Here is an 11,987-nt window from a genome sequence, read left to right on the forward strand (position 1 = left end):
GCTCACGCCGCCGGTGACCCTGCACAGCGCGCAAAGTGCCCCCGAGGCGCGCGATCAACTGGCCCGGCTGCCCCAACTGGACATGGTGCTGCTCGACCTGGAACTGCACCACGAGCACGACGGCTTTGCCCTGCTGCAAGACATCCGCCAGAGCCATCCCGTGCTGCCCATCGTGGTGCTGTCCGCGTCCAACGAAATGGCCAAGGTCATCCGCTCCATCGACCTCGGCGCCATGGGTTTCATCCCCAAGCACAGCGCGCCGGAGGAATTCAAGGAAGCGCTGCTGCTGGTCATCACCGGAGGCATCTACGTGCCCTCCATGCGGGTGAGCGACGAACCCATGATGCCGCCGCGGCGGCGGGCCGAGGACTTCATGCCCGAAGCCGCGCGCCCAACCGCGCTGGCGTCCGGTTGGGCGGCGCCGCCGCGGTCCCAGGTGGATCAGCTGCCCATCACCCCGCGCCAGAAGGACGTGCTGCGCGCCTTGCTGCAAGGCAAAAGCAACAAGGTCATCGCCAGCGACCTCGGCATCGGCCCCGACACCGTGAAAGACCACGTGGCCACCATCTTTCGGGTGCTCGGCGTCAGCAGCCGCACGCAGGCCGTGCTGGCGGTGGCGCAATGGCACGAATGACCGACGCTCAGCCCGGCCGGTAGCTCAAACGCACGTAGATGGGCGCAAAGGCCTCGGCCTGCGTCAGCTCCAGCAGGCCCTCGCGCGTCAGCTCCAAGGTGGCGATGAAGGTCACCACCAGCACCTGCGGGCCGCGCTCGATCTCGAACAGGCCCTCAAACGGCAGGTAGCGCCGGCCTTGCAGTCGGCGCAGCACGATGCCCATGTGCTCGCGCACCGACAACTGCTCGCGGGTGATCTTGTGGTGCTGGTGCAGCTTGGCGCGGCCCAGCAGCTCTCGCCACGCCTGCGCCAAGTCCTCGGGGCGCACGTCCTCGTAACGGGGCTCGGCGCTGTCGTCCTGACCGAGCCGGCCCACCCAGAAGTCGCGCCCTTTCAGCGGCAACTGGTCGATCAGGGCCGCGCCGATCTTGATGCGCTCGTACTCCAGCAGGCGGCGCACCAACTCGGCGCGCGGGTCTTCGGGCTCGCTGCCGTCGTCGGCCTTGCGCACGGGCAGCAGCATCCGCGACTTGATCTCGATGAGCAGCGCCGCCATCAGCAGGTACTCGGCGGCCAACTCAAGGTTGCGCTCGCGGATCTGCTCCACGTAGCCCAGGTACTGCACCGTGACCTCGGCCAGCGGGATGTCGAAGATGTTGAAGTTCTGCTTGCGGATCAGGTAGAGCAGCAGGTCCAGCGGGCCGTGAAAGGCCTCGAGGAAAACCTCCAGCGCGTCGGGCGGGATGTAGAGGTCCTGCGGCAGCGAAAACAGCGGCTCGCCGTACAGCCGGGCCACGGCCACGGCGTCCACGGCTTGCGGTTCGGCCGCGGCCAGCAGCGGGGGGAGGACGGTCGGGTCGACCGTCTCCGGCGTGGCCATCAGCCCTTGTTTTGGTAGACGTAAGGCTGCTGCGGCACCCGGGCCTCACGCCATTGCGCCTGCTGCTGGCGGTCCAGGTTCTTGTCCCAAAGCAGGGCGCGACCGGCGCGCTGCTCGGCTTCTAGCGTGGGCTTCTTGGCTTTGAGCTCGGCCACCAGTTGGGAAACGTCCGAGGTGTAGGGCTTCCAGAACAAGGGCATGGCGGGCTCGGTCAAACAGGGGAACCCATCATTTTAGGGAGGAAGTTCGCCTCCCCCAGCTCGGCGGCGAAGCCGGCGCGCCGCATCAGGCTCAGGGCTTGCTCGTTCACGTCGGCCAGCACCAGCGCCACGCCGCGGCGTTGCAGCGCTTGGTGCAACTCGCGCAGGGCCTCCAGGCCGGAGGTGTCCAACTGCACCAACCGGTGCAGGTCCAGCACCACCGTTTGGGTGTCGGGAGCGATGGCCGCGGCCAGCGCCTCCACCTTGACCACCGAGCCGAAGAACAGCGAGCCCATCAGCTCGAAGCCTTGCACGCCTTCGGGCAGGTGCCTGCTCGATGGGCTCACCCGGAACAGCTGGCTCATGCGGACGATGAAAAACGCGCAAGCCAGCACGAGGCCGATTTCCACCGCCACGGTCAGGTCGAACACCACGGTCAGCACGAAGGTGCCGACCAACACGGTGCGGTACTGCACCGTGAAATGGCGCAACCGCGCGAACTCGTGCCATTCGCCCATGTTCCAGGCCACGAAGACCAGGATGCCCGCCAGCACCGCCAGGGGCACGTGCAAGGCCAGCGGGGCGGCGACCAGCATCACCGCCAGCACGGTGAGCGCGTGCACCACCCCCGCCACCGGCGTGCGCGCTCCGGCGCGGATGTTGGTCACGGTGCGGGCGATGGTGCCCGTGGCCGGCATGCCGCCCATCAGGGGGCTGGCCATGTTGGCCAGCCCCTGGGCCATCAGCTCTTGGTTGGGGTCGTGCCGGGGCAACTCGGGGGCCAGTTTGTCGGCCACGCGGGCGCACAGCAGGCTTTCGATGGCCCCCAGCAGCGCCAGCGTGAGCGCGGGAATGATCAAGGGCTTGGCCGACTCCCAGCCGATCGCCGGCCACGCCGGACTGGGCAGGGCGTGGGGGATGCTGCCGAAGCGGGTGCCGAGGGTCTCCACCGGCAGGTGCAGCGCGGTGGCCAAGGCCGTGAGCATCACCAAAGCCACCACGGGCCCGGGCAGGCGCGACACCGAGCGCGCGGCGTTGGAGCGGGCGAACTCGCTGGGCAAGAGGGTGCGCTCGCCAAACAGCCGGGGCCACAGGGCCAGCAAGGCCACGCAACCCAGGCCCAAGCCCAGCGCGGCCGGGTTCCAGCTGCCGGCATGGCGGGCCAGGGTGGCCAGTTGTGCGAACAAGTCCGCCGGCATCTTCCCAGGCACCTGCAGACCCAAGAAGTCCCGCACTTGCGACAGCGCGATCAGCACCGCGATGCCGTTGGTGAAGCCGATGACGATGGCGACCGGGACGTGGCGCACCAGCGCCCCCAAGCGGAACCAGCCCATCAAGAACAACAGCCCACCCGCCATCAGCGTGGCGACCCACAAGCCCGGCAGGCCATGCCGCTCCACGATGCCGTACACCACGACGATGAAGGCCCCGGCCGGCCCGCCGATTTGCACGTTGGAGCCGCCCAGCAGGGAGATCAACACGCCGGCCACGATTGCCGTGACCAAACCGGCCGCTGGTGCCAGCCCCGAGGCCATGGCGAAGGCCATGGCCAAGGGCAAGGCCACCACGCCCACCGTCAGCCCGGCGCCAACGTCCGACCAGCGGGCCTCACGCCAAACGGTCCTCAGGCGTGGGCGGAACGGGTGGGTGGGCAAGGGCCAAGCCATGCGCGCAGCCTAGCCCGGCCGGCTGACGCCGAGCTTGCGCCGCGTCAGCGCACCCGCATGCCCGGTTGGGCGCCAGTGTGCGGCTCCAGCACGAACACGCCGGGCACGGCCTTTTCGTCGGCGTGGCTGGCGGCCAGCACCATGCCCTCGCTCACGCCGAACTTCATCTTGCGCGGCGCCAGGTTGGCCACCAGCACGGTGAGCTTGCCTTCCAGATCTTCCGGCTTGTAGGCGCCAGCAATGCCCGAGAACACGTTGCGCGTGCGGCCTTCGCCTGCATCGAGCGTCAGGCGCAGCAGCTTGGTGCTGCCCTCCACGCGCTCGGCCTTGACGATCTTGGCAATGCGCAGGTCGGGCTTGACGAAGTCGTCGATGGTGATTTCGGCGGCGATGGGCTCGCCGCCGGGGATCGGGGCTGGCGCCTCTTTCGGCGCGAACAGCGCTTCGACCTGCTCGGTCGTCACGCGCTGCATCAGGTGCGTGAAGGCGCCGATGGCGTGCGCGCCCAGGCGCGCGCTGGCATCGGCCCAAGTCAGCGGCGCCACCTGCAAGAAGGCCTCGACCTTGGCGCTCAGGGCCGGCATCACGGGCTTCAGGTACAGGGTCAGCAGGCGGAAGGCCTCGATGCAGGTGCTGCAGGCCTGGTGCAACTCGGCCGCGGCCTCGGGCTTCTTGGCCAACTCCCAGGGCTTGTGGGCGTCCACGTACTCGTTGACGGCGTCGGCCAGGCCCATGATTTCGCGCAGCGCCTTGCCGAACTCGCGGCCGTCGTACAGCGCGGCCAGGCCCGGGGCGGCGGCTTGCAGCTTCGCGATGACGGCCTCGCCGTCGGCGCCCAGCGTGCTTGAGAGGCGCCCTTCAAAGCGCTTGGCCAGGAAGCCGGCGGCGCGGCTGGCGATGTTGATGTACTTGCCCACCAGGTCGCTGTTCACGCGGGCGATGAAGTCCTCGGGGTTGAAGTCGAGGTCTTCCACGCGGTCGTTCAGCTTGGCGGCCAGGTAGTAGCGCAGCCACTCGGCGTCCAGGCCCAGCTCCAGGTAGCGCAGCGGGTCGATGCCGGTGCCCCGGCTCTTGCTCATCTTCTCGGCGTTCACGGTCAGGAAGCCGTGCACGTACACGCGGTCGGGCGTTTTGCGGCCGCTGAAGTGCAGCATGGCCGGCCAGAACAGGGTGTGGAAGTAGGTGATGTCCTTGCCGATGAAGTGCACCTGCTCGGTGGCGGGGTCGGCCAAGAAGGCGTTCACGTCCTGGCCCAGCTTGGCGAAGTGGCCGGTGAGCGAGGCCAGGTAGCCGATGGGGGCGTCCAGCCACACGTAGAAGTACTTGCCCGGCGCGTCGGGGATCTCGATGCCGAAGTAGGGCGCGTCGCGGCTGATGTCCCAGTCGCCGAGGCCGCCCTTGCCCTCCTCATCGACCGTGAACCACTCCTTGATCTTGTTCAGCACCTCGGGCTGCAAGCGGCCCTCTTCATGTGTCCAGCGCTGCAGGAATTCCTTGCAGCGGGCATCGCTGAGTTTGAAGAAGTGGTGGTCGCTGGTCTTGAGCACCGGCGTGGCGCCGCTGAGCACGCTGTAGGGGTTCTTCACCTCGGTGGGCGCGTACACGGCGCCGCAGACCTCGCAGCTGTCGCCGTACTGGTCCTTGGCGCCGCACTTGGGGCACTCGCCCTTGATGAAGCGGTCGGGCAGGAACATGCCCTTGGCCGGGTCGAAGAACTGCTCGATGGCGCGGATCTCGATCAAGCCCGCGTCGCGCAAGCAGCGGTAGACGTCCTGGCTCAGCGCGTGGTTCTCGGGCGCGTCGGTGCTGTGCCAGTGGTCGAAGGCGATGTGGAAGCCGTCCAGGTAGGGCTGGCGGCCGGCGGCGATGTTGGCCACGAAGGCTTGGGGGGTGAGCCCCGCCTTTTCGGCCGCGATCATGATTGGCGCGCCGTGCGCGTCATCGGCGCAGACGAAGTGCACCTCGTGCCCCTGCAACCGCTGGAAGCGCACCCAGATGTCGGCCTGCGTGTACTCCATGATGTGCCCGATGTGGAAGTTCGCGTTGGCGTAGGGCAGGGCGGTGGTGACGAAGAGGCGGCGGCGCGTCATGGGGCGGCTCGGGGGGTGTCGGGCAGAGGGGCGCGATTCTAGGGAGGTCCCCGCCGCACGCCGTGCCTGGCTTGTGGACAACTTTGTGGGAAACCGACGGATTCGCGGCCTAAGTGCTTGATTTCAGGGCTTTGTCTGCCCGTTGAAGGCCCGGGCTGTGTCGAGCGACCTCCATATGAATCAAGCACTTGGCGGGTGGTGGCCGGCCCTGGGCATGCCACAGGGTCGGCGCACGTGGCAAGCGTTTTTTTGGGGACAAGTCAAGCCCCGGCGGCCCCAGGGCGGGGCGCCGAGGCGAGGCCCCGGCGCTTCGCCGCCCGGCGGCTGACGTCCGCAAGCCCACCGCCAACTTCAGCGGAAACTTCAGGCTTCGGGGCTAAGTGCTTGATTCACGGCGACGGGCTGGGCTATTCACCGTTGCTGTGGATAACTTTGTGGGCAACCCGGCTGCGAGCCTCCAAAGTGCTTGAATTCATGCGCCTCTCATTGACTTGCCTCATTTTTGGGCAACGGGAATTGCGCTAAGCCAATCAACCACTTAGCTCTGTTTTCCGGGCCTGAGGGCGGGCGACGCGGGGCCCGGACGGGCGGCGGCGTGGGGCTCTTGCGTTGCCCCGGTTTTGGGGGTAAGTGCGAGGCTCCTCGGGAAAGTCCTGAGCCTCGCCCGTGCAAGCGGGGTGGGCGCCGGGCGGGCTGGCCGAGGGGGCCCGCCTAGAATTCCGCGCTTGCCGGGTGCCTGCGCCCGCCGCCTGCCCCCACCGCCTCGCGCATGCCCGCCGCCCGCCCCCGCATCGACCTCAAAGCCACCCACGTCAGCGCCCTGCAACTGGCGCTGCGCACCCGCGACGGGGCCGAGCTGGCCGAGCAGCTGCGGCAAGCCTGGGGCGATGTCGGCGCCGCCTTCGATGGCGAAGCCCTGTGCCTGGACCTCAGCGAGCTGCCCCCCGGCCCGCCGCTCGAGGTGCCGGCCCTCCTGGCCTTGCTGCGCCAATGGCGCCTGTGCCCCGTGGCGGTGATCGGCGCCGCCCACCTTCCCGAACCCGATCGCGACGCCCTGCGTGCCGCTGGCCTGGCCTGGAGCGACGAGGCCCCCACCGCTGCGGCCGAGCCGCCTGCGGCCGCGGTGGCCCCCGCGCCGCCCGCCCCCGCCGCGGCCTCCGTCTCCACCCTGGTCATCGACCGCCCGCTGCGCAGCGGCCAGCAGGTGTACGCGCGCGACGCCGACCTCGTCGTGCTGGGCCTCGTCAGCCACGGCGCCGAAGTCATTGCCGACGGCCACATCCACGTTTACGGCGCCCTGCGCGGGCGCGCCATTGCGGGCGCCAAGGGCCGCACCGACGCGCGCATCTGGGCGCACAGCCTGGAGGCCGAGCTGCTGGCCGTGGCCGGCACCTTCCGCACCAGCGAAAAGCCCCTGCCCGCCGAGGTGCTGGCCAAGCCCGCCCAGGTGCGCTTGGTCGCCACGGCGGACGGCGAGCGCCTGGTGTTTGAACCCCTCAAGTTTTGAACCTTCGGAAGACCGAACCCATGACCAAGATCGTCGTCGTCACCTCCGGCAAAGGCGGGGTGGGCAAGACCACCACCAGCGCCAGCTTTGCCACCGGCCTGGCCCTGCGCGGCAAGAAAACCGCCGTCATCGACTTCGACGTCGGCCTGCGCAACCTGGACCTCATCCTGGGCGTGGAACGCCGCGTGGTGTACGACTTCATCAACGTCATCCAAGACGGCGTCAAGCTCAGCCAAGCGCTCATCAAGGACAAGCAGCACGAAAACCTCTTCATCCTGGCCGCCAGCCAAACCCGAGACAAAGACGCGCTCACCCAAGAAGGCGTCAAGCGCGTGCTGGACGAGCTGGCCGAAATGGGCTTCGACTACATCGTGTGCGACTCCCCGGCCGGCATCGAAACCGGTGCCCTGATGGCCATGCACTACGCCGACGAAGCGCTCATCGTCACCAACCCCGAGGTCAGCTCGGTGCGCGACAGCGACCGCATCTTGGGCATGCTCAGCAGCAAGACCCAGCGCGCCATCGACGGCCGCGAGCCCATCAAAGAGCACCTGCTCATCACCCGCTACAACCCCTCGCGGGTCGAAGGCGGGCAGATGCTCAGCCTGGACGATATCCACGACATCTTGCGCACCCCGCTCATCGGCGTCATCCCCGAAAGCGATGCCGTGCTCCAGGCCTCCAACCAGGGCGTGCCCGCCATCCTGATGAAAGGCACCCACGTGGCCGAGGCCTACATGGACGTCATCGCCCGCTTCCTGGGCGAAGACAAACCCATGCGCTTCGTCGAAGCCGAGAAGCAGGGCTTCTTCAAGCGCCTGTTCAGCCGCTGATCGGGGGCCGTCCATGGGGTTCCTGAACTTTTTTCTCGGCGAAAAGAAGCAGACGGCCAGCGTCGCCAAAGAGCGGCTGCAACTCATCCTGGCCCACGAGCGCAGCGGCCGCAACGCCGGCACGCCCGACTACCTGCCGCAGCTCAAGGCCGAGCTCATCGCCGTCATCAGCAAGTACGTCAAGGTCGATCCATCGGCTGTGCAGGTCGAGCGCGAGCAGCAAGACAACTTCGAGGTCTTGGCCGTCAAGATCGAGTTGCCTGAGGCGAAGTAGTGCCCCCAGTCTCCGCTGCGCTCCGCCACCCCCCGAGGGGGCGTCCTGGGCTTGGGGCGGCCCGGCGCCCGGGAGTGCCCCCAGTCTCCGCTGCGCTCCGCCACCCCCCAGGGGGGCGCCCCGGGCTTGGGGCGGCCCGGCGCCCGGGGGGCCTCGGTCTGTGCCGCGCCTCGCGGTCACCCGAAGTGCCGCCCGGCTTGAGGTCGGCTAGGAGTCTGCGCGGCAGAAGCCCAGGCCGTCGCCGAGATCCCGGGGGCGACAGGCTAGGCGCTGGCGACGCCGCGTGGCGGGCTACGTCAGGAGCCGGCAACGACGCTTGTCGCCCCCGGGGCTCGGCCCGAAGGGTGGTCCCTGGGTCCGGCGCATGCGTTGTCGCTCCTTCTTGTGGACACGAGTCCACGGCGGCGTCGCTCCTAGCCTGCGCCGGACCATGGGCCACGCCGGCCTGGGCTTCTGCCGCGCAGACTCCTAGGCCGCTCGATGGGCTGATGCTTTTTGCGGCAGGGCAGCTTTTCGCTTGATGGATCAAGCACTTGAAGCCGCGCCCCAGCGTTCATTCACGGACTTGTCCACAGAAAGCCTGAAGAAAAAGCCGCCCGCCATCCTGCTCGCGCCGATGGAGGGCCTGCTGGACCACCTGCTGCGCGAGGAGCTCACCGCCCTGGGCGGGGTGGACCTCGCGGTGAGCGAGTTCATCCGCATCACCGACCAAGTCATGCCCCGGCGCGTGTTCACCCGCATCGTGCCCGAGCTGCTGGCCGGTGGCACCACCGCCGCCGGGGTGCCAGTGCACCCGCAGCTGCTGGGCTCCGAGCCCGACGTGCTGGCCGCCAACGCCGCGCGGCTGGCGGGCCTGCGGCCCGATGGCATCGACCTCAACTTCGGCTGCCCGGCCAAGTGCGTCAACCGCCACCGCGGGGGCGCTGTTCTGTTGGACGAGCCCGAGCTGCTGCACGCCATCGCCCGCGCCGTGCGGCAGGCGCTGCCGAACGGCGTGCCGCTCACCGCCAAGATGCGCCTGGGCGTGGACGATCGCTCGCGCATGCTCGAGTGCGCGCAAGCCCTGGCCGATGGCGGCGCCGCGCGGCTGGTGGTGCACGCCCGCACCAAGCGCGACGGCTACAAGCCCCCGGCCCACTGGCACGAAGTGGCCCGCATCCGCGAGGCCGTGGCCGTGCCTGTGGTGGCCAACGGCGAGATCTGGACGCTGGCCGATGCCTTGCAAGCCCGGCGCGAAAGCCATGGCGACGACCTCATGCTCGGCCGCGGTGCCGTGGCCGACCCCGGCCTGCCCGCCGCCTTGCGGGCGCACGACCTGGGCTTGCGGCCGCCCGCGCTGGCCTGGGCCGCGCTGGCGCCCAGCCTCTGGTCGTACTGGCAGCGCGTGCAGGCCAAGGTGGCGCCCAAGCACCAAGCCGGGCGCGTCAAACAGTGGCTGCACTACCTGCGCCGCACCCACCCCGAAGCCGAGGCCGCCTACCTGCGCCTGCGCACCGTGCACGCGCCGCACGACTTTGGGGCGCAACTGGCCGCCGTTCTCGGGGTTCCCCTGGGGGTGGATTAGGGGCGGCGCCCCAAGGCGGTGCAGCTGGCCACCGGGGGCGCCTTCCTACACTGACCGCCGCCCCGCGCTGTTGAGGGGCCGCAACTGCCCGCCATGGACCTGCTCAGCCCCACCGCCCCCAGCACCGCCACCCACGAGCTGCGCTTTGCGCCAGCCCGCCCCGACGGGGGCCCCGGCTACGCCTTCGCCTGCGATGCCGCCGGGCGCGTCGGCCTGGACGGCCTGAGCGAGCGCGAGCTGGCCAACTACCTGTTTGCCCGCGCCATGGTGGGGCGGCAGCTGTGCGCGCCGCAGGTCGTGCCCCGGCCGGGCCACCCCAGCGCGGGCCTCGGCCCCGTTCAGCCCTTTTTGGCCCGGTAAGCCGCCAGGTTCTTGGCTGCCTGGGCGCGCACCTTCTGGCGCAAGAAGCCGCTCCAGCCCAGCAGCAGGCCCGGTGCGCCCAGCGCCTGACGCGACCACGCCCAGAAGTCGAAGCGGTCGCGGTGCGTCAGGATCAAGCCGTCGGCGTCGAAGGTGAACGCGGCGTCGATGCGGTTGTGCACCAAGCGGCCCGTGGCGCTGAAGCGGTAATGCGCCTCCCAGTGCGCGCTGGTGTCGGTGATGTCGCTCACCTCCAGGCGCCACACATCGCGCCCCTTGGCCTGGGTCACGTCGCACAGCATGCGCCACATGCCGCCCACCGCCTCGCGGCCCTGCAGGCTGAAGGCTTCGTCGTCGAAGCGCGCGTTGGCGGCATAGCAGGCCTGCATGGCCTGGCCGTCGAGTTGGGCGAAAGCGGCGTAAAAGCGTTCGATCGTGGCACGGCTCATGGGCAGGGGCTCCTGGCAAACAGCCTTGACCATAGCGCGCCACCGGGCCCGGCGCGGGCATGGCTTCCCCTGCCCGGCCGGCGTCTCGCGACCACCGGCGCTTGCGCTTCGCCTGCTGCCGCCTTCGTCCCGACCCACGACGGGCGCTCTCCGTTCACTTCGGCGCCGGGATCAGGTACTTCGGATCCTGCGCGGCGTTGTTGTATCCAATGCCCGTCGCGAACGTGAAGTCCACGTTTTGCGCCGTGCTGTCGATCAGCACGCGGCCCTGCACACGGTAGCTCGTGCTGCGCCGCATGGGCGTGGTGGCCACCGCGAACACATCGGTTGCCTTCAGCCGCTTGTGCGGGTCGTTGGCCTGCGTCACCAGGTGCACCGTGCCCGCCGCCAAGCTGTAGCTGGCCGTGCCAGCCGGCGCATTGATCGGCTCGATCGAGATGCTTTCGATCTGGATTCGGGTTGCCGAGCGCGGCGCCGTGAAGTAGATGGGATGTCCCACGGCTGTGCCAAAGAGCGGTGTGCCGACATATGGGTTGGGGATTTCACCGCCCATGTCAAACTCCACATTCGTCGAGCCCTGGCACGGGTAGCTGCGCAGGGTGTTGGCGGTCTGCGGGTACTGGCCGTAGGCGAGCACCATGTAGGTGGGGGAGACAGTGCCAGTGCCGCGAGCCGCCGCGCCCAAGCCAAACGTCTGGCCTACCCCAGCCTCGCGGTAGGGGCCCATCATGGCGCGCAGGTGGTAGACGCTGGCCAGCAGGCCCATCCCGGCCGACAGCCCGGCGCCCGAGGCGCCCACGGTCTTGCCCTCAGTCGACACCCCAAAAATCGGGATGGCGCCGGACTCGGTGAGGCCGCCGATTGTGGTGTAGCCGGTCACGCTAGCTCGATCAAATGGCGACACGCCCGTGAAGCCGCTCTTGCCCTGGATTTCGATGTGCGGGTTGGCCAGATAAGCCTGGAAGGCGGTGAAGTCGTTGCCGGTGCCCTCCAGGATTCGCTCCATGATGTAGTCCGTATGCGCCTTGGCCGCACGATCGAGCGCCGTGTTTTGCGCCAGCAGGCCGAAGCCGCACTGGGCGCGCTGGGTGTTCAGGTGCTCGAAGAACAGCCGTTCGGGGCTCTCCACGCCGTAGGTCAGCGGGGGGACCTGGGTTTGGATGGCCAGGTCGGCGTCCGTCGGGCCGGACTTTTGGCAGCTGGCCGCGGTGGCCGTGAGGGTCACGGTGCCATTGGTGCAGCTGGCCGTGGCCGAGCCGGTGTAGCCGGTGGTGGTGGTGGTCAGCGAGGCCGAGCCGCCCGAGGTGAGCACCGGGGCGTTGTAGCTGCAACTGCCGAGCGTCAGCACTTGGGCGCTGCACGAAGCGGGCGCCGGAGCCGGAGGAGGAGCCGGCGTGGGAGCGGGGGCACTGGAGCCGCCACCGCCGCCACCGCAGGCGGCGAGCAAAGCCGCGGCGGCCAGGGTCAGGGCGCTGCGTCGAGCGCCGGTGGCGCGATCAGGGTAAACGCGGGGGGGGGGGAGTGCTTCACAGACCGTGTCCTCAGGG

Annotated in this window: 12 protein-coding genes; 6 read left to right on the forward strand and 6 right to left on the reverse strand. The window is 69.3% G+C overall.

The window, feature by feature from the left end; genetic code table 11:
- Positions 1-634 (forward strand): response regulator transcription factor (locus O9335_RS10590; RefSeq protein WP_298387656.1); only part of this gene is annotated, 634 nt, incomplete at its 5' end.
- Positions 635-641: 7 nt separating this feature from the next.
- Here O9335_RS10590 and O9335_RS10595 read toward each other — a convergent pair.
- From O9335_RS10595 to metG, 4 genes are read right to left on the reverse strand one after another with little or no spacing between them, the layout of a single operon-like run.
- Positions 642-1,496 carry a ScpA family protein gene (locus O9335_RS10595; RefSeq protein WP_298387658.1) on the reverse strand — a complete coding sequence of 285 codons (855 nt, stop codon included), beginning with the start codon at positions 1,494-1,496 and terminating at the stop codon, positions 642-644.
- Positions 1,496-1,696, reverse strand: coding sequence for a DUF3460 family protein (locus tag O9335_RS10600; RefSeq protein WP_298387660.1), 201 nt, complete (start codon positions 1,694-1,696; stop codon positions 1,496-1,498). Before O9335_RS10600 ends, O9335_RS10595 begins: the two co-directional genes overlap by 1 nt.
- A gap of 11 nt (positions 1,697-1,707) precedes the next feature.
- On the reverse strand, positions 1,708-3,363 hold the full coding sequence (locus O9335_RS10605; protein WP_298387663.1) for a SulP family inorganic anion transporter: 1,656 nt from the start codon (positions 3,361-3,363) through the stop codon (positions 1,708-1,710).
- A 44-nt stretch (positions 3,364-3,407) separates the two neighbouring features.
- Positions 3,408-5,453 carry a methionine--tRNA ligase gene (gene metG, locus O9335_RS10610; RefSeq protein ID WP_298387666.1) on the reverse strand — a complete coding sequence of 682 codons (2,046 nt, stop codon included), beginning with the start codon at positions 5,451-5,453 and terminating at the stop codon, positions 3,408-3,410.
- 769 nt (positions 5,454-6,222) lie between these two features.
- Here metG and minC point away from each other — a divergent pair.
- From minC to O9335_RS10635, 5 genes are all read left to right on the forward strand, one after another.
- Positions 6,223-6,960: a septum site-determining protein MinC gene (gene minC, locus O9335_RS10615; RefSeq protein ID WP_298387668.1), complete on the forward strand. Its 738-nt coding sequence runs from the start codon at positions 6,223-6,225 to the stop codon at positions 6,958-6,960.
- A gap of 20 nt (positions 6,961-6,980) precedes the next feature.
- Positions 6,981-7,793 (forward strand): septum site-determining protein MinD, encoded by an 813-nt coding sequence (gene minD, locus O9335_RS10620; protein WP_298387671.1) that lies wholly within the window; start codon positions 6,981-6,983, stop codon positions 7,791-7,793.
- 13 nt (positions 7,794-7,806) lie between these two features.
- The gene (gene minE, locus O9335_RS10625; RefSeq protein ID WP_298387674.1) at positions 7,807-8,067 is read left to right on the forward strand and encodes a cell division topological specificity factor MinE; all 261 of its coding nucleotides are present in this window, start codon (positions 7,807-7,809) and stop codon (positions 8,065-8,067) included.
- Between the two features lie 616 nt (positions 8,068-8,683).
- Positions 8,684-9,631 carry a tRNA-dihydrouridine synthase family protein gene (locus tag O9335_RS10630; RefSeq protein ID WP_298387683.1) on the forward strand — a complete coding sequence of 316 codons (948 nt, stop codon included), beginning with the start codon at positions 8,684-8,686 and terminating at the stop codon, positions 9,629-9,631.
- Positions 9,632-9,724: 93 nt separating this feature from the next.
- Entirely contained in the window at positions 9,725-9,991 is a 267-nt protein-coding gene (locus O9335_RS10635; RefSeq protein WP_298387676.1) for a hypothetical protein, read from the forward strand.
- Here O9335_RS10635 and O9335_RS10640 read toward each other — a convergent pair.
- Positions 9,970-10,440 carry a nuclear transport factor 2 family protein gene (locus tag O9335_RS10640; protein WP_298387678.1) on the reverse strand — a complete coding sequence of 157 codons (471 nt, stop codon included), beginning with the start codon at positions 10,438-10,440 and terminating at the stop codon, positions 9,970-9,972. The genes O9335_RS10635 and O9335_RS10640 overlap by 22 nt on opposite strands.
- A gap of 154 nt (positions 10,441-10,594) precedes the next feature.
- Positions 10,595-11,987 (reverse strand): hypothetical protein (locus tag O9335_RS10645; protein WP_298387680.1); only part of this gene is annotated, 1,393 nt, incomplete at its 5' end.

It is taken from the genome of Inhella sp. (genome assembly GCF_027532025.1).
Taxonomy (GTDB): domain Bacteria; phylum Pseudomonadota; class Gammaproteobacteria; order Burkholderiales; family Burkholderiaceae_C; genus Inhella.